The organism is Hyphomonadaceae bacterium BL14 (assembly GCA_027627705.1).
Classification (GTDB): domain Bacteria; phylum Pseudomonadota; class Alphaproteobacteria; order Caulobacterales; family Maricaulaceae; genus Oceanicaulis.
On the sequence record CP091242.1, the window covers coordinates 1,121,620 to 1,137,929 of the forward strand.

The 16,310-nt window shown below is 66.2% G+C and carries 16 protein-coding genes and 1 tRNA gene; 5 read left to right on the plus strand and 12 right to left on the minus strand.

Annotated features, from left to right (window positions below; all coding sequences use genetic code 11):
• Positions 1–8 precede the first annotated feature (8 nt).
• The 6 genes from L2D00_05330 to fliN form a co-directional block, all read right to left on the minus strand.
• Complete coding sequence (locus L2D00_05330) at positions 9–1,181, minus strand: isovaleryl-CoA dehydrogenase (GenBank protein ID WBQ14108.1); 1,173 nt, start codon at positions 1,179–1,181, stop codon at positions 9–11.
• Positions 1,182–1,319: 138 nt separating this feature from the next.
• Positions 1,320–1,922 carry a hypothetical protein gene (locus L2D00_05335; GenBank protein ID WBQ14109.1) on the minus strand — a complete coding sequence of 201 codons (603 nt, stop codon included), beginning with the start codon at positions 1,920–1,922 and terminating at the stop codon, positions 1,320–1,322.
• Between the two features lie 103 nt (positions 1,923–2,025).
• Positions 2,026–3,576 (minus strand): glycoside hydrolase family protein, encoded by a 1,551-nt coding sequence (locus L2D00_05340; protein WBQ14110.1) that lies wholly within the window; start codon positions 3,574–3,576, stop codon positions 2,026–2,028.
• Positions 3,577–3,636: 60 nt separating this feature from the next.
• Entirely contained in the window at positions 3,637–4,644 is a 1,008-nt protein-coding gene (locus L2D00_05345) for a hypothetical protein (GenBank protein ID WBQ14111.1), read from the minus strand.
• Positions 4,645–4,817: 173 nt separating this feature from the next.
• Positions 4,818–4,904 (minus strand) — tRNA-Leu (locus tag L2D00_05350).
• A gap of 70 nt (positions 4,905–4,974) precedes the next feature.
• Positions 4,975–5,220: a flagellar motor switch protein FliN gene (fliN, locus tag L2D00_05355; GenBank protein ID WBQ14112.1), complete on the minus strand. Its 246-nt coding sequence runs from the start codon at positions 5,218–5,220 to the stop codon at positions 4,975–4,977.
• Between the two features lie 115 nt (positions 5,221–5,335).
• Between fliN and lipB the strand changes: the two genes are divergently transcribed.
• Positions 5,336–6,007 carry a lipoyl(octanoyl) transferase LipB gene (gene lipB / locus L2D00_05360; GenBank protein ID WBQ14113.1) on the plus strand — a complete coding sequence of 224 codons (672 nt, stop codon included), beginning with the start codon at positions 5,336–5,338 and terminating at the stop codon, positions 6,005–6,007.
• Here the strand turns inward: lipB and L2D00_05365 are convergent.
• From L2D00_05365 to L2D00_05375, 3 genes are all read right to left on the minus strand, one after another.
• Complete coding sequence (locus L2D00_05365) at positions 5,982–6,527, minus strand: hypothetical protein (protein ID WBQ14114.1); 546 nt, start codon at positions 6,525–6,527, stop codon at positions 5,982–5,984. The two genes, lipB and L2D00_05365, sit on opposite strands and share 26 nt — an antisense overlap.
• 149 nt (positions 6,528–6,676) lie before the next feature.
• Positions 6,677–7,162: a DUF805 domain-containing protein gene (locus L2D00_05370; GenBank protein WBQ14115.1), complete on the minus strand. Its 486-nt coding sequence runs from the start codon at positions 7,160–7,162 to the stop codon at positions 6,677–6,679.
• Positions 7,163–7,238: 76 nt separating this feature from the next.
• Positions 7,239–9,269, minus strand: a complete 2,031-nt coding sequence (locus L2D00_05375) for an acetyl/propionyl/methylcrotonyl-CoA carboxylase subunit alpha (protein ID WBQ14116.1) — start codon at positions 9,267–9,269, stop codon at positions 7,239–7,241.
• Between the two features lie 166 nt (positions 9,270–9,435).
• Between L2D00_05375 and L2D00_05380 the strand changes: the two genes are divergently transcribed.
• Positions 9,436–10,278, plus strand: coding sequence for a TauD/TfdA family dioxygenase (locus L2D00_05380; protein ID WBQ14117.1), 843 nt, complete (start codon positions 9,436–9,438; stop codon positions 10,276–10,278).
• Here the strand turns inward: L2D00_05380 and L2D00_05385 are convergent.
• Together L2D00_05385 and L2D00_05390 are read right to left on the minus strand one after the other, a co-directional pair.
• Positions 10,275–10,943 carry a hypothetical protein gene (locus tag L2D00_05385; protein ID WBQ14118.1) on the minus strand — a complete coding sequence of 223 codons (669 nt, stop codon included), beginning with the start codon at positions 10,941–10,943 and terminating at the stop codon, positions 10,275–10,277. The two genes, L2D00_05380 and L2D00_05385, sit on opposite strands and share 4 nt — an antisense overlap.
• A gap of 70 nt (positions 10,944–11,013) precedes the next feature.
• Positions 11,014–12,336, minus strand: coding sequence for an FAD-dependent oxidoreductase (locus tag L2D00_05390; GenBank protein WBQ14119.1), 1,323 nt, complete (start codon positions 12,334–12,336; stop codon positions 11,014–11,016).
• Positions 12,337–12,601: 265 nt separating this feature from the next.
• Between L2D00_05390 and dctP the strand changes: the two genes are divergently transcribed.
• Genes dctP through L2D00_05405 form a run of 3 tightly spaced genes read left to right on the plus strand, consistent with a single transcriptional unit; the run spans position 12,602 to position 15,479 of the window.
• Positions 12,602–13,684: a TRAP transporter substrate-binding protein DctP gene (gene dctP / locus L2D00_05395; GenBank protein WBQ14120.1), complete on the plus strand. Its 1,083-nt coding sequence runs from the start codon at positions 12,602–12,604 to the stop codon at positions 13,682–13,684.
• A complete protein-coding gene (locus L2D00_05400; GenBank protein WBQ14121.1) occupies positions 13,681–14,220 on the plus strand; it encodes a TRAP transporter small permease in 540 nt (179 codons plus the stop codon). The genes dctP and L2D00_05400 overlap by 4 nt, the downstream gene beginning before the upstream one ends.
• Positions 14,220–15,479 (plus strand): TRAP transporter large permease, encoded by a 1,260-nt coding sequence (locus L2D00_05405; GenBank protein ID WBQ14122.1) that lies wholly within the window; start codon positions 14,220–14,222, stop codon positions 15,477–15,479. The genes L2D00_05400 and L2D00_05405 overlap by 1 nt, the downstream gene beginning before the upstream one ends.
• A gap of 15 nt (positions 15,480–15,494) precedes the next feature.
• On the opposite strand, the gene L2D00_05410 is transcribed toward L2D00_05405, so the two are convergent.
• Complete coding sequence (locus tag L2D00_05410; protein WBQ14123.1) at positions 15,495–16,277, minus strand: enoyl-CoA hydratase-related protein; 783 nt, start codon at positions 16,275–16,277, stop codon at positions 15,495–15,497.
• Positions 16,278–16,310: the final 33 nt, after the last annotated feature.

The window sequence follows — 16,310 nt, forward strand, 5'->3', positions numbered from 1 at the left end:
GCACGCCTCTATCGCGTCGCGTTGAACAGCTCGCGTCCGATTAGCATGCGCCGGATCTCGCTGGTGCCGGCACCGATCTCGTAGAGCTTGGCGTCGCGCAACAGGCGGCCCGTGGGATATTCGTTGATATAGCCGTTGCCGCCCAGGATCTGGATGGCGTCGAGTGCGCACTGGGTCGCGGCTTCCGCTGCGAACAGAATGGCACCTGCTGCGTCCTGGCGCGTGGTCCGGCCCCGGTCGCACGCTTGCGCCACGGCATAGACATAGGCGCGCGCCGCGGTCATGCGCGTATACATGTCAGCGATCTTGCCCTGGATCAGCTGGAACTCGCCGATCGCCTGGCCGAATTGCTTGCGCTCATGGACATAGGGCATGACCACATCCATGCACGCCTGCATGATCCCGATGGGACCCGACGCCAGCACGGCGCGCTCATAATCGAGCCCGCTCATCAGCACGCGTACCCCGCCGCCGATGGAGCCGAGCACGTTCTCCTCGGGCACTTCGCAGTTTTCGAACACCAGCTCGCCGGTTTCCGAGCCGCGCATGCCCAGCTTGTCGAGCTTCTGGGCCACGGAGAAGCCCGCCATTCCCTTCTCGATCAGGAAGGCGGTGATGCCTTTCGAACCTGCTTGCGGATCGGTCTTGGCATAAACCACCAGCACGTCGGCGCTGGGCCCGTTGGTGATCCACATCTTGGAGCCGTTGAGGACGTAGCGGTCACCCTTTTTCTCGGCTTTCAGGCGCATGGAGACCACGTCGGAGCCGGCCCCCGTCTCACTCATGGCCAGCGCGCCCACATGCTCGCCGCTGATCAGCTTTGGCAGATAGCGCGCGCGCTGATCGTCATTGCCGTTGAGGCGGATCTGGTTGACGCACAGGTTCGAATGGGCACCGTAGGACAGCCCCACCGAGGCTGACGCCCGGCTGATCTCTTCCATGGCGATGCAGTGCTCGAGATAGCCGAGCCCGGACCCGCCCAGCTCCTCTTCCACCGTGATGCCCAGAAGGCCCAGCGCGCCCATCTCCTGCCAGAGATCGGCCGGGAATGTGTCCGTGGCGTCGATCTGCGCAGCGCGCGGCGCAATTTTATCGGAAGCGAAGGAGCGCACGGTGTCGCGCAGCATCTCCGCCGTGTCGCCGAGTGCAAACTCGAGCGTGGGATATTGATTGGCTGTCATGGCACGCGAGATACCACGCCGGGGCACCCGGTCAAGCGGCGGCGCAGCAGCACTCAGGCATAGACCACTGCGCCCATCATGGCGGCGATCCCGGCGGCTGCGCTCAGCGCCGCGCCAAGGCGCCGCCAGGCCGCGTCTTCAGGGCCGGACATCGCCCGTACATAAAAAATAGCTCATCCAGATCACGATAGCGGCCAGCACCACCGGTTCGAACACCCCGTTATCGCCGCCCGGCCCGGCTAGCGTCGAGGCCGGTTCGGCAACGCTGATCACCACCAGAAATCCGAACAGCCCGTACTGCGCGCCCCGAACACTTGCCGTCAGGGAGCGCCTCTCAAGCCGCCAAACCTGAGCCGAAGCGAACAACATCATGCCAAAGGCGAGAGCACCGAGAAACAGCGGGACGGCGACCGAGGCAGCCCGCCAGAACTGGCCTTCCCCTGCGGCGGTGCGCACGCCTTCCCCTATGGCGACGACGGCACCTCCAGCTTGAGGCACGGCAAGGGAGATTGCGATCAGTCCTGCAAACAGGCCGAGCACCAGGAACGGCCCGGGGGCCAGCAAGAAGCCGCGGCGGCCCTCATTCTCGATAGCGTCAAGTTGCGGCGTCAGCAGGCGCGGATGAAGGAGGACCGCCACCAGTGTCGGGAGGATCAATATGAGACCCAGCGACAGCTGCGTCAGCGCGCCATCGATCACCCCCAGCGTCCGCCGGCCTTCGGTTACCGCCTCATCTGCCATGCACGCCCCTTCCCGGGACTGACTTTGGCGCCAAGCGCAGTTTCGGTCCAGCGCCTTGGCGCGAGGGCCGTGCCAGAGGAAAGGTGAGGCGTAGCCGGTCGGGCTAGGCGCGCTTGGTGCGCCGTTCCTTCAGCCGTCCGACCAGCGTGATGCCCGACGCGACCGCCATCAGGACCCCCGCCGCGATCAGGCCCGGTGCAGCCCAGTCATTACCGATGCCTTCGGCCATGTATGTTTCGAAATTGGCGACCAGCAGCGACGCGCCCAGCCCGGTCATCAGCAAGCCGATGCCCAGATTGGCAATGAAGAGATTGATGCCGGCGCTTTGCGGCTGATCGGGTGTCGCCTCGTCCCCCGGGTGCACCATCGCCTCACGGCCAGCCACATGGGCGGGGTCCAAGGCTGAATCGTCTTCGTGGACAGTTTCGGAAAGCTCGCCCTCGGGGCGTTCCGGGCCATCGACCTCGCCCGACAGACCCGCCGCGCGGGCAGGCGCTTCACCCGGGTGGGGCGGGACTGGATCGGCGCGCAGGTCCGGCGCGGAGGCTTGCGTCTCCATCAGGGCGGGTTCGGGTGCTGGCTGGTGGACCGGCTCAGGTGCCGGTGCCGACTGCGGCATCGGCGCGGTGATGATTGCCGGCGTCAGGAAGCTGTAGCCCAGGACCGGGCTGTCACTGACGGGCGTGTCCGATGCGTGCAGTGCAGCGGCATTTTCAGGCTCGGGTTCGGGTTCGGGTTCAGGCACGGTGTCCGTCGCCGGCTCGGGCTCACCGGCCGGCTCCGGGTCCTGCCCGGACTCAACGGGTGCCACGGATCGCGCCGCGTCACCGGCCATCGACGCTGCCATGCGGGCGAGTACGGCCTGCACAGCCCCGTCCTGCTCGGTGCGCGCGGCCTGCGAGGCCGGCTGCAGCTCGGGCTCCGGTTCGGATTCGGGTTCTGACTCTGGTTCTGGCGCGGGCTCGGCATCCGTTTCAGCAACGGCGTCCGGCCCAGGCTGCGCTGAGGCCTCGGCATACGGTGCCGGCTCGGCGGCGGGCTCCTCACCGGCAGCAGCGCCTTGCGCGCCGGCGGCAGGTTCAGACCAGTCTTCAAATGCGATATCCACCTCGACCAGGGGGCCAAGGCGCGGCGCGGGCTCAGGCGGGGTCTGCGCGGCCGGCTCCGGCACCGCTTCAGGAGCGGCAGCCTCGGCAGGTGCCTCCAGGGCCGTCAGGAAAAGCGCTTTCTCGGCCGCACGCCGGCGCACCAGGCGCTCGGACACCACCAGGCGCCCGGCTTCTTCGGCGCGCACCCAGGTCTCCAGCGCCGCAGCGGCTTCGCGATGCTTGCCCGCGCGGGTCAGACGCGCCACGTCAGACACCTTGAAGGCATTGGCACCCACCGACGCCGCAAACGAGACAAGCGCGTCGCGCATGGGCGCGGGCAGATCGTCGCCCGCCGCCGTCTCGACGGCCTGTTCGGCCAGCAGCACGTCATAGATCAGCAACAGCTCGGCGTTCTCGCGGGTGAGGGACACACCCTCTTTCGCGGCGGCGCTGTGACCGTACCCGACGAGCCAGCGGCGCCCACGCCGCTGCGCCTCGCCCAGAAAGGGTTCATGGGTCTTGATCAGGTCGCGCGCAGCGCGGGTGGATTTCAAACGCGGTTTCATCGCTGTCCCGTTCCGAAACGGCAGTGCTCAGGCCGTGCCGGTATTGCAAGCCCGAGGCCGTCAGCGGGCAGGACGGTCCAGAACGTCAACAGAGTCTACCGCTGTGAACGGCGCAAAGAAGCCCGCTCCGGCACCGCCGCCGATCAGCCATATCTCGCCGCCCAGTGCGACTGCTGCCGCCTCGGTGCGCGTCGCCGGCAGCGCCACACCCTGACGCCAGCCCGATGCGCCGGCTTCCAGCACCAGATGATCGCGCAGGGTCTGGCGCATGTCAGAACTGCGCCCGCCCAGAATGTGGATGGCCCCGTCCAGCGCCGTCATGGCATGGCCGGCACGCGGCTGGGGCAGGTCCGGGCCGCGCCGCCATTGGGCCGTGTCGAGATCATAAATGTCGACACGCGCGCTGGTTTCGCCATCGCGAGAACCGCCCACCAGCCAGATTTCGTGATTGATGCGCACCACCGCCGCCCCGCGCCGGCCGGTGTCCTGCGGTGCGGCAAGGGTGGTCCATTCGCGCGCGGCCAGATCGAACACATACATGTCGATCGCGCCGTCCTCACCGCCTACAGCATACAGCATTCCGTCCGTCTCGATCAGCGAGAAGGAAGCCTTGGCTGCCGGCATGGCCGGCTCGCCCTGCCACACATCGCTTTCGGGATCATAGGACCAGACTTCGGCAATCGGTTCGCCGCCGGACTCAGACGAGTAGCCCCCGGCCACCCAGATTCGCCCGTCCGCGGCAACCATGCCGAAGCGCTCCAACCCCAGCGGCAGCGGCGCGCGCGCGCGCCAGGCACCGTCTTCGGGCTCCAGCGCCTCGAAATCATTGCGCGGTTCGACCAGCCCCGCACCGCCTGCGGCGTAAATCACGCCGTCATGAACGACAGCGGCAAGGCCGGCGCGCGCCGTTTCAAGCCGGGGACCGGGACGCCAAGGACCATGCATGGAGTAGGCGGACACCTGTCCGCGCTCGCTCCACTGGCGCGCATCCTCCTGCGCCAAAGCGGGCGCCGGGGCGAGCCCCAGCAGCGGACTTGCGATTGCAATGATGCAGACTGTGCGCAGCATGGAAAAATCCTGTCAGTGCCGCCCCGTGTTTCCAGCCACCATTGTCTGGCGCCAATCGCGGCGGAACAAGGGCCGGTGCGCGTCCAATCGCGCGCGTTTGCAGAGGCCGAATGCAAAAAGGCCCGGCGCTGCCGCCGGGCCTTGATACAGGGGCTCCTTGAGAGAGCCAGTTCTGGTGCGGTCGAGAAGACTCGAACTTCCACGGGTTTTACCCCACAGCGACCTCAACGCTGCGCGTCTACCAATTCCGCCACGACCGCAAAACCGGAGCGCGCGTGTACCAAGACCGCAGGGGCTTGTGAAGTCCCCCGGTGTACAGCGTGCGGCAGGTCAGGCTGCGAAATAATCGTGAACGTCCGCCGGGCCGGTAATCGACACAGCGACACGATCGCCCTGGATCACGATCTCACCGCGCGCGATGGGGTGGTTGTTGGCCAGTATCCACACCTCGTCATGCTCGGCCGTGGCGAGCGGAATCACCGCACCGCGCCCCATGCGCAGGAATTGATGGATCGGCAGGCGGGACCTGCCAAGCAATACGGAGATTTCGACCTGGACTTCGCCCAGCTGGCTCATGGTGATACGGACCGGTTGGACCCAAATGGTGCGAGGCCTTGCCTCGCGGCGTGGGAGTCACGATGTTCCGCACCGGTTTCGGAGCCGTTAAGAGCCTGAGCAAGGACAGCGAAAAATGCCGATTGGCTGGGCAGTTTCAGCAGCGCATGTGCCCTACCCTGATGCCGTTGCAGCCATGGAGGCGCGCGTAGAGGCGATTGCGCGCGGACAGGCCCGCGAGCTGGTCTGGCTGCTTGAACATGACCCCATTTACACCGCTGGCACCAGCGCAGACCCGAAAGACCTGCGCGATCCCGAGCGATTCGCCGTGCATCGCACCGGGCGCGGCGGCGAATACACCTATCACGGCCCCGGCCAGCGCGTGGCCTATGTGATGCTGGATTTGCGTGAGCGCGGGCGGGATGCACGCCAGTTCGTGCGCGGCCTGGAACAGTGGATCATCGATACGCTGGGCACTTTCAACGTAAACGGCGAACGGCGCTGCGGGCGAGTCGGGGTATGGGTGGACCGCACCCAGCCAGGTGGCCCCGAGCGCGAGGACAAGATCGCCGCCATCGGCATCCGCTTGCGCCGCTGGGTGTCGTTTCACGGCATCGCCCTGAATGTGGAGCCGGACCTGTCGCACTTCACCGGCATCACCCCGTGCGGCATCGCCGATGCGCGCTATGGCGTGACGAGCCTGGTGGATCTGGGTTTGCCGGTGACCATGGACGACGCCGACCTGGCGCTCAGACAGGCGTTCGAAACCGTGTTCGGGCCGGTCACTCCGGAGGCGGCGCCCGCCTGATCCCCGGTTTGAGTTTCGCAAACCAAAGCGCAAACAGCGCAATCACGATCCAGAACGCCCAGGTGGAGGGCCAGATTCCGGCGTCGGCAATCTGGCGCGCCAGATCGCTGTCATTCGACAACCTGTCGGACAAGGCCTGCTGCAGGGCCGGATCATAGGCGGCGGCGTTGACGGCCTGGGGATCGTCGAGGTCCACGCCGGCCTCGCGCATCATGTCGAGGAAGACCGGCAGGACCGCCACAGTCATGGCCAGAATCCCAGCAGCAAACTTGGCCAGCCAGGCGACCAGCAGCGGGACCACCGCCATGTCCACCCGCCGCCCGGCATGGCGCAGGCGGTTGATGTGCGCGGCGAGCACAAAGAAGGCGACGAGCGGCCATAGGATGGTACCCTGCACGCCCAGAAGGCTCAGCCGCACAAAGTCCACCGCCGCAATCAGGCCCAGCGCGATCCAGTACTGGTCCGCGTCAGCGCGCTGGTTAGGCAGGAAGGCGGCGGCGAAAGGCAGGCGGGAGATCACAGGTCTGACACCGGGTTCAGCGCGAAGTGCGCCCGCGACGCTCGCGGGATTGCATGAGACAGGGTATGGGGCGCGCCCGCCCCCGGTTCAAGACAAACCGGCACCCGGAGCAAGCCTCCGGGTGCCGGGATCAGGCGTTCGGGATGGGGTTAGGCTGGCTGGTCAGGGGTCGCTGGGGGCGGCGGCGGGGCCGGAACGGGTCCGAACCGGTTGTCGGCCGGATCGCCTTTGATCACACCGGCCCAGATCGTGTAGCCCACCCAGACAAGAAAGCTGAGCAGGAAGAACAGGCTGGCACCGCCAGCCCCTGCGATGATGGCGGCGACATCGGCATCGTCGCCATTGCCAGAAATCGCCGCGAACACCGCGCCGCCCACCATCACACCGCCGATAATGCCCAGCAGCAGCGAGACGCCCCACGGAATGGCGTGCAGCCAGGCGCTCTTGCCGGCGTCATGCAGGCGCTTGCCGTATACCGCGATGCCGACCCAGATCAGACCCAGCGAGATGATGAAGCCCAGGATCGGAATGAAGCTGGCGACGATATTGCCTGCCAGCAGGATGAGGATTCCGATCCAGTATTCCTGCTGACCGATGCGCCCGTTCGGGCTGAACAGAAGGTGGGTGATGTTCATGGCGGCGTTCTCCCCGAAATGATTCCTCCTGCCAGAGTCCCCGCGCGGGCGCGCTAAGTCAACGAACGGCGTGGCGCTATTCAAACTCCACCAGCAGATCATCCGCCGCCACACTGGCACCCGGCGTGGCGTGAATGGCCTTGACCACGCCGTCGCGTTCCGCGCGCAAGACGTTTTCCATCTTCATGGCTTCGACCACCAGCAGCGGCTCGCCAGCCTTCACGTCCTGACCGGCCGCGACCGCGACCGAAACCACCAGGCCCGGCATGGGGCTGAGCACTTGCTTTGCCGTGTCGGCGGCTTCCTTTTCAGGCAGGCGCGCATAGAGCTCGGCCACGCGCGGCGCGCAGACAATCGTCTTGGCTGCATAGCCGCGATGGCGCAGCTGATAGCCTTCCAGCAGTTCAGCCAGGAAGACAGCGAAGGTCTCGTCATCGAGATGCGCGTCAAACACCGGCTGACCCGGCAGCCAGGCGGTGGTCAAGCGCATGCGTTCGGCCTTCAGCGCCGGAATCCAGATCTCAGCCGTTGTGGGCTCCGCTTCCAGCGCGCCGGCACCCAGTGTGATCTCCACATCGAATCGCTGGCCATCGAGCAGCACGGACCATTCATGCACCCGCCCGGGCGCGGGCGGCGGGGTCAGGCGTCCGCTTACGCCCGCAGCGCGCTCGGTGAAAACCGTGTGCACATAGGCTGCTGCCGCTGTCATCCAGCGCAATTGCGCTTCGCGCGGCGCGGTCCCTTTGAAACCTTCAGGGAAGTGCTGCTCGATATATCCGGTATGGATCCGCCCGGCGCGAAAGTCCGGCTCTTCCAGCACGGCTGACAGGAATGGCGCATTGGACTGCAGCCCTTCGACATGCAGCCGGTCCAGCGACACGCTCAGCGCCTCGATGGCCGCCTCGCGGGTTTTGCCGTAGCCGATGACCTTGGCGATCATCGGATCGTAGAACAGCGAGATTTCATCGCCTTCGCGCACCCCCGCATCGATGCGCAGGCGGCCCGGTCCCGCCTCGCCTTCGACAGGCTGGATATACCGCTTGAGCCGACCGATAGAGGGCAGGAAGCCGCGATACGGGTCCTCGGCATAGAGGCGCGCTTCCACCGCCCAGCCCTTGATGCGCATGTCGGCTTGCGTGAACCCCAGCTCTTCGCCGGCGGCGACGCGGATCATCTGCTCGACCAGATCAATATCGTGGGTGAGCTCGGTGACCGGATGCTCCACCTGCAGGCGGGTGTTCATTTCCAGAAAGTAGAAGCTCTTGTCGGGCGCAACGATGAACTCCACCGTGCCCGCGCTGTCGTAATTGACGGCCTTGGACAGGGCGACCGCCTGTTCGCCCATCTTGCGCCGGGTCGCCGCGTCGAGAAACGGCGACGGCGCTTCTTCCAGGACTTTCTGATTGCGGCGCTGCACCGAGCATTCGCGCTCGTTGAGGTGAATGACATGGCCGTGCTTGTCGCCAAGGACCTGGATTTCGATATGGCGCGGGCGCTCGATGAACTTCTCTATCAGGATGCGGTCATCGCCAAACGAGGATTTGGCCTCGTTGCGTGCCGCCTGAAAGCCTTCGCGCACCTCGCCTTCGGAGCGGGCAATGCGCATGCCCTTGCCGCCGCCGCCCGCCGAGGCCTTGATCATCACCGGATAGCCGATGTCGTTGGCTACTTCGACGGCCTGCTGATCATCCATGATCTCGCCCTTGAAGCCGGGCACGGTGCTGACGCCGGCCTGGGCCGCGAGCTTTTTGGATTCAAGCTTGTCGCCCATCGCCGCGATGGCGTCCGGGTTCGGCCCGATCCAGGCGATGTTCTTCTCTGCCAACGCGCGCGGAAAGGCGGCGTTTTCAGACAGGAAGCCGAATCCGGGATGCACCGCATCGGTGCCCGTCTCAACGCAGGCGGCAATGATCTTGGTCATGTCCAGATAGGACTGGCCCGGCGCGGGCGGGCCGATGAACACAGCCTCGTCAGCCATCTGCACGGCCAGCGTATCGGCGTCGGCTTCCGAATAGACAGCAACGGTGGGTATGCCCAGCCGCTTGCAGGTCTTGATGATCCGGACAGCAATCTCGCCGCGGTTGGCGATCAGGATTTTCTTGAACATGAATTGCGCCAGCCACGCTTGAAGGAAATGAGCACGGAAGCCGGTTTAGCGCGCCTGCGCACAAGGCGGCAAGCTGGGGCGCGCCGGACCGGCAGCTTGACGCGTGCGCCACCCATGGCCGAGCATCTGTGCAGGCCAGCCGGACAATGGCTGCGGGAGATCATAAATGAGCACGATTACAGTCACGCCGTCAGGTGCCACGCTGGGCGCATCGGTGACAGGCGTCGACCTGACCAGGCCGCTTGACCCTGGGACCATCGCCGCGATTCGCGCTGCCTGGCTGGAGCATCTGGTGCTCGCCTTCCCCGGCCAGAAGATGAGCCATGACGATCTGGAGCGCTTCACACAGTATTTCGGGCCATTCGGCGATGATCCTTTCATCGCCCCCCTGCCCGATCGCCCCCGCATCATCGAGGTCAAACGCGAGGCGCATGAAAAGGCGTCGGTGTTCGCCGCGGCCTGGCATTCTGACTGGAGCTTTCAGGACACGCCGCCCGCCGCCACCATTCTGCATTCCAAAATCATCCCGCCGGCGGGCGGCGACACGCTGTTCTGCAATGGCTATGCGGCCTATGACGCGCTTTCCGATGCCACGAAGGCCCGCATCGAGGGCTTGCAGGCGGTGCATTCGGCGGCGCTGGCTTACGCGCCTGACGGCGTCTACGGCTCCATGGACGGGCCGGACCGGTCCATGACCATCCGCGCCGACGAGCGCGCCCGCGCCGCGCGCCTGCATCCGGTGGTGAAAACCCACCCTGAAACAGGGCGCAAGACCCTGTTCGTCAATCCCGGCTATGTGCGCACGATTGAGGGCCTGAGCGATGAAGAGGCCTTCTTCCTGCTCATCGAGCTCTATCAGGCCGCCCATGACGAGCGCGTCGTCTACCGCCATGTGTGGGAGCCGGATATGCTGCTCATGTGGGATAATCGCTGCACCCAGCACATGGCCACGGGCGGCTATGCCGGCCATGCCCGGCTTCTGCACCGCACCACGGTGGCGGGACCCTAGTCGAGCAGGCGATCAAATTCATAGGCACCGGCGCCGGGGACCTTGAAGGCGAAGGCGCCGCCGTCGAGGCGTCCCGATTCGCTGTAGCGGACCTGCATCAAGCTGAGCTCGATACGAGCGTTGATCCCCATCTGCCGGCCGGATTGCGCCGTGATCACACAGGCGCTCTCATCGACTTCCAGCACAGTCACGCCACCCTCGCGAAAGACCGGCGCCAGGCGGCAGTCTTCAGGATAATCGATCAGATCATCCACGGTGAGACCGGTGAAATCGCTCCCGCCGGCGCGCCCCTCGAAGGCTTCGGGATTGCGGAAAGCGTAGAAATCCATACCGGTGAGCGGGCTGTCATGCTCTCGGATTTCGGAGTGGAACACCCACAGGCGCTGCCGGCTCACCGGCCCGTCCGGCCCGCCCGAGCGCCATTCCAGATACACCGCGTCGCCGGGAATGTGGGGCGTCTCCACCGGCACAAAGCGCGCGTGCTGCAGATCCAGCCAGTCATAGGGATGGCCCGGCGCAGGCGGGCGTTTCAGGCTCTCATCCGCCGCTTCGTACTGGGCGGTGTTGGACCAGGCCCCGGAAAGGAGACTCGCCAGAATTTCCCCCTCGGTCTCGATCTCCCCGGCCGATCCAGCGGCCAGAGCCAGCGCCAGCACCGTGATCATGACAGCGTCTCCCTCCATTGCACGTCAATCAAACCTGTCTAATGAGACGCGCAGGGGCAAATCCGCCCCCTCAAACCCCCGCCTCATCCAGAATCGCGATGGCGGCGCGTTCGCCTGATTCCATGGCCGCTTCCATGCCGGTGTGAAGATCGCCGGTGTGCTCGCCTGCAAAATGCAGCCGGCCCGCGGGCGCCAGGCGCGCATCAGCCCAGCGGTGGGCCTCGCCCGGGCGCCAGTGCATGTATGCGCCGCCCGCCAGCGGGTTGGACTCTGTCCAGCGCTGCACATGGGCCAGTCGCACCCGGCCTTCGCTCGCCGGGCGGATAGCGGCGAGCGTATTGCGCGCCAGCACCTGCAGGCCCTCGTCATCCAGCGCATCTGCCGCCAGCGCGCCGCGGCCGTCGATCCAGGCGGTGAGCATGCCCGTGGGCGCACCATCGGCATCGCGCTGGGCGAAAATCCGGTTGAGAGGGGAGTCCGTCCACATGTCTGGTGCCAGTCCGTCCGACTCCCACCAGGGCTGTTGCGCTTCCAGATGCAGCTGCACGATGGGGGTGTAGGCCATCTCCTCGACCGCCTCGCGCGTCACCGGGTGCAGCGGTGCGTCCATATCCAGATTGCGCAGGGCGGAAAATGGGATGGTACAGACGGCAAAGTCCGCGCGCAGCTCCGCGCCATTATTGAGACGCACGCGCGCGCCCGCCTCATCCGCCTGTATCGCGCGCACGGTCTGGTTCAGGCGCACCTCATGCCTGAGCCGCGCCGCCATGCTTTCAGGCAGGCGCTGGGCACCGCCGACCACTTGCTGCGACCCGCCCAGCGGACGCTCCTGTTCGTAGATGGCCAGCGACCGCCAGACATTGAGCATGGAGTAGCTCGCCAGATCGCGCCCGTTCAGGGTGGCATCCATCAGACGTAGCGCCTCGTCATTGGCACCCTGGCTGACGAGCCATTCGGCCGCCGCGATGTCATGGGCGGCAGAACCCGGATCGCGCCAGGCATAGATGTCCTCCAGCGGATTGGCGCGCATGGCCAGGCCCATGAAAAGGCGGCTGGGCGGGATGGCACGCCAGGCTTCGGGCAGACCGTTCTGATCAGACGCCGCCCAGTCGCTGGCGCGGATCAGGGTCCCATTGACGCTGAGCACCTCGCCGAACCGGCTAGGCGGGAAGCCGGCGAAGCCCAGCCCGGCCTCCAGCGCGCGGGTGCGGAAGCGGGCATAGGTGGCTCCCACCTGCTGGCCGCCTGCTTCTGGCGCGCCGGGCAGATGATCCAGCGTCATCAGCCGCCCGCCAATGCGGCCCGAGGCTTCGAGCACGATGACGCTCAAACCCGCCTCTTCCAGCAAGAGCGCGGCGTGCAGGCCTGACAGCCCGGCACCAATGACGATCACGTCGGCGTCCTTTCGGCTCCGGTCCCCGCGCGGCCCGCAGCCGCCCAGCGCCACGGCGCCGGCACCCAAAAGTCCAGATAAGGCACTGCGCCGTGTTAGTTTCATCGCTATGCTCCCCAAGCTGCCTCCCTGGCGGCGGCGCGCAGTCCGCGCCTTGCCATCGGGGCCGAATTTAAATGTTATACCATTTGAAGCCGGAGCCATGCGCAAGTCAAAAGCGCGCCCGGCGTCTGAAGGGGGAGCGGGGATGCGCCGCAGACAGTTCATGGCCTTGGCCGCCGCGGCGGGCGCTGCGCCCTGGATCGCCGCCTGCGGCGACCGGCGTGATCCCGAGCGGCTCTATGGCCGGGCCGTTGCCCAGGCCCCGCCCCGCACCCCCTGGGATGCGCAATGGGCCAATTTCGAAGCCAACATCGCCGCCAACCCGTCGCTGAATTTCGAGTATTTCACCAAAGCGGAGCTCGGCGACGAGGAGCGTATGCTCCATGACCTGCGCCGCGGCCGCGCCCATGTGGGCGGCATGAGCCTGCAGGGCCTGTCCTCCTCGATCCCTGAGCTGACCATCGCAATGGCACCATATCTGTTCGACAGCCAGGCCGAGGTGGACTTCGTCTATGACGAATTTCTGTTCGACATCACCGACGACCTGGCGCGCGCGCAGAATCTGCGGCTCTTGCAGTGGGTGGAAGTGGGCTGGACCCATGTGTTCGCCAACCGGCCCCTGAACCATCCCGACATGGCGGCGGGCCTGCGCATGCGCACCAGCCCCAACGCCGCCGCCCGCTTTTTCTGTGAAGCGGCCGGCATGGATGCGATCCCGCTGGGCATTGCCGATGTAATCCCGGCCCTTCAGACCGGCCTGGTCCAGGGCGGGCTATCCAGCGCGGTCTTCCACTTCTTCTCGACGCTGGATCTGGCCGAGCATTTCACCCTGACGCGCCATTCCTACGACACCGGCGCGATCATCCTGAACAAGCCCTGGTATGAAGGTGCCAGCGACAGCCAGCGTGTCACCATCGATGCAGCCTGGGGCAGCCCCGCCTCGGCGCGCGCAGGCGTGCGGGTGCTGGATGATCTGGTGGTCGGCTGGATGCGTGACGGTGTCCAGCGCGGCCCGGACGGCCAGGTGGTGCGCGAGATTCGCACTACCAGCAGCGCACCGATCAATATCCACGAACTCAGCATCAGCGACCGCGCCGCCTGGCAGGCGGTGACCGGCAACGTGCTGGACCGCCTGGTCAACTCCATTGGCGGACGGGCGCGCGACTTCGCTGACCAGATCATGGCTGGCAAGGCCGAGTTCGCCCGTCGTGCCGCAGGCAGCTCGCAGCCGGAGGACCAGTCATGAGAGGCCTCCTTACGGTCATCGGTGCTGCCGAGCGCTGGCTGACCATCGCCGCCTTTGCGCTGATGGCGCTGGCCCTGCTGGCCGATGTGATCTCGCGGCGGGTGTTTCTCACCGGCCTGATCGGGGCCACCGAGATCGCAGTGATCGGCATGGTCGCCGTGGCGATGTTCGGCATCGGCGTTGCGACCGACACAGGCGCCCATCTGCGTCCGCGCCTGTTTGATTTCCTCATCCCCGCATCCTTCGAGCCTGTCCTCGACCGCCTGGTCAGCGCCGTGACGGCGGCTTTCTTCGTGGTATTCGCAGGCCTCGCCGTGTGGATGGTCATCGAAAGCGTGATCCTGAGCGACCGGACCGAAATCCTGCGCCTGCCGATCTGGACGCTGCAGGTGATGATCGCCGCCGCCTTCATCACCAACTTCATCCGCTTCGCGGCCTATGCCCTCGATCCGGGCCTGAAGCCGAGCGAGTTCATCGAAGACATCAAGGACGCGGCCGCCGATGCGGTGGACCTGCCGGACGGGGAACCGCGCTGATGGAAATGTGGCTGCTGGTCGGACTGATCGTCCTCCTGATGGTGTTGCGCCAGCCGGTGCTGGTGCTCCTGGGCTGCGCGACCCTGTTCGTCTATTCGGTCTTCAATGACGGTCGGCCCGAATACGCCGTCTATGATGTCTGGTTTGCCGTGAACCAGGAGGTGCTGCTGGCCATTCCCCTGTTTGTGCTGGCCGGCGCGGTGATGTCGAAGGGTAGTATCGCCGAACGGATCATTGATCTGATGCGCGAGATCACAAGGCCAGTCCCCGGCGGGCTGGCGCTGGCGGCGGTGCTGTCGTGTGCAGGCTTCGCGGCCATCTCCGGCTCGGCGGCGGTGACGCTGCTGGCGGTGGGCGGCATCATGTACAAGGCACTGACCGAGGCGGGCTATTCGAAAAGCTTCTCCATCGGCATGCTGTGTTCGGGCGGTGTTCTGGGCATCATCATCCCGCCTTCCATCCCGCTTATCCTGTACGGCTACATCACCCAGACCTCGATCGCGAAGCTGTTCCTGGCCGGCATCGGCCCGGCGCTGGTCATGGTGGCGGTGTTCGCGATCTACGCCTTCATCGTCAATTTCCGCCGCCGCGAGGGCGCATGGCGCATCAGCGGCTTCGTGCGGGCGCTGGGCCGCTCCATCTTCGCCATCCCGATCCCCATCGTGATCCTCGGCGGGATTTATGGCGGCGTCTTCACCGTCACCGAGGCGGCCGCCGTCGCGGTGATCCTGGCCGTCGGCGTGGAAGTGGTGCTGCACCGCGACCTGTCGCTGGCGGACCTGAAAGCCGTGACCGTGGAATCGGGCAAGCTTCTGGGCTCGCTCTATCCGGTGCTGGCGTTTGCCTTTGCGCTCAATGTCTTCCTCACCGCCGAGGGCGTACCCCAGGCGTTGGTGGCGCAGCTCAACGAGATGATTTCCGGGCGCACTGAATTCATGCTGCTGGCCAATGTGCTGCTGCTGGGCGTGGGCATGGTGATCGATGTGGGCTCGGCCACGCTGGTGCTGGCACCCCTGCTGCAGCCGCTGGCCGAGGCGCAGGGGGTGGACCCGGTGCATTTCGGGATCGTCATGATCGTCAATCTGGGGATCGGCTATCTGACCCCGCCGCTCGGCCTCAACCTGATCGTGGCCATGGCCGCGTTCAAGGAAAGCTTCTGGACGGTGACCAAGGCGGTGCTGCCCTTCATAGGGCTGATGCTGCTGGCCCTGGTCGTCATCGCCTTCGTGCCGGAGATCGCGCTCTATTTCGTCCGGTGAGCCGCCCCGGCGGCGTCACTCCAGCGTGAATTTCGGCGCGCGCTTTTGCAGGAAGGCGCTGTAACCCTCCTGAAAATCCGCGCTCTGGAACGCTTCCAGGAAGAGCTGGCGCGTGGCCGCGTCATCGCTCGCCTGACCGGCCTGAATGCGCGCGATGATCTGCTTGGTCACCCGGGCCGACTGCGCCGAGGTTTTCGCGACTGAGCTGACGAAACCGTCCACCGCACCGCCCAGCGCCTCTTTTGTCACCAGCCGGTCGATCAGGCCCATGGCCAGCGCCTCGTCCGCCTCCAGAATGCGCCCGGTGAACAGGATGTCCTTGGCCGCGCTCACCCCCACCGCATCGATCAGGCGGCGGGTGTCATTGAGCGTATAGGCGAGCCCCAGCTTGCCCGGCGTGATGCCGAATTTCGACCCCTGCGCCGCGAAGCGCAGATCGCACGCGAGCGCCAGCCCGCAGCCGCCGCCCACACACGCGCCATCGATCATGGCGAGCGTGGGCTTGGGACATGCCGCCAGCGCGTCCAGCGCCTCGGCGATCGAGCGTGAATAGGCCGCCGCGCTGTCGGGCGTGGCGTAGACCTGTTCGAACTCGGAGATATCCGCGCCCGCCGCGAACGCGCCCCCGGCCCCGCGCACCACCAGCACCCGCACGCCGTCATCGGTGGCGGCCTCGCTGAGCAGGCCCGGGATCGCCGCCCACATGGCGCCGTTGAGGGCGTTGCGCTTCTCGGGCCGGTTCAGGACCAGATGCGCCGTGCATCCCTCACGTTGGAGATAGACCGGATCGCGGCTCATGCAGTTCATCCTTCAAACAGGGCTGGGCGCGGG

Excerpts from the sequence above, each read along its gene's own strand:
- L2D00_05340 (WBQ14110.1), bottom strand. The coding sequence starts at position 3,576 with ATGAAACCGCGTTTGAAATCCACCCGCGCTGCGCGCGACCTGATCAAG.
- dctP (WBQ14120.1), top strand. The coding sequence starts at position 12,602 with ATGGCCTTGGCCGCCGCGGCGGGCGCTGCGCCCTGGATCGCCGCCTGC.
- L2D00_05405 (WBQ14122.1), top strand. The coding sequence starts at position 14,220 with ATGGAAATGTGGCTGCTGGTCGGACTGATCGTCCTCCTGATGGTGTTG.
- L2D00_05345 (WBQ14111.1), bottom strand. The coding sequence starts at position 4,644 with ATGCTGCGCACAGTCTGCATCATTGCAATCGCAAGTCCGCTGCTGGGG.
- lipB (WBQ14113.1), top strand. The coding sequence starts at position 5,336 with ATGCCGATTGGCTGGGCAGTTTCAGCAGCGCATGTGCCCTACCCTGAT.
- L2D00_05375 (WBQ14116.1), bottom strand. The coding sequence starts at position 9,269 with ATGTTCAAGAAAATCCTGATCGCCAACCGCGGCGAGATTGCTGTCCGG.
- L2D00_05400 (WBQ14121.1), top strand. The coding sequence starts at position 13,681 with ATGAGAGGCCTCCTTACGGTCATCGGTGCTGCCGAGCGCTGGCTGACC.
- L2D00_05335 (WBQ14109.1), bottom strand. The coding sequence starts at position 1,922 with ATGGCAGATGAGGCGGTAACCGAAGGCCGGCGGACGCTGGGGGTGATC.
- L2D00_05385 (WBQ14118.1), bottom strand. The coding sequence starts at position 10,943 with ATGATCACGGTGCTGGCGCTGGCTCTGGCCGCTGGATCGGCCGGGGAG.
- L2D00_05370 (WBQ14115.1), bottom strand. The coding sequence starts at position 7,162 with ATGAACATCACCCACCTTCTGTTCAGCCCGAACGGGCGCATCGGTCAG.
- L2D00_05330 (WBQ14108.1), bottom strand. The coding sequence starts at position 1,181 with ATGACAGCCAATCAATATCCCACGCTCGAGTTTGCACTCGGCGACACG.
- L2D00_05410 (WBQ14123.1), bottom strand. The coding sequence starts at position 16,277 with ATGAGCCGCGATCCGGTCTATCTCCAACGTGAGGGATGCACGGCGCAT.
- fliN (WBQ14112.1), bottom strand. The coding sequence starts at position 5,220 with ATGAGCCAGCTGGGCGAAGTCCAGGTCGAAATCTCCGTATTGCTTGGC.
- L2D00_05380 (WBQ14117.1), top strand. The coding sequence starts at position 9,436 with ATGAGCACGATTACAGTCACGCCGTCAGGTGCCACGCTGGGCGCATCG.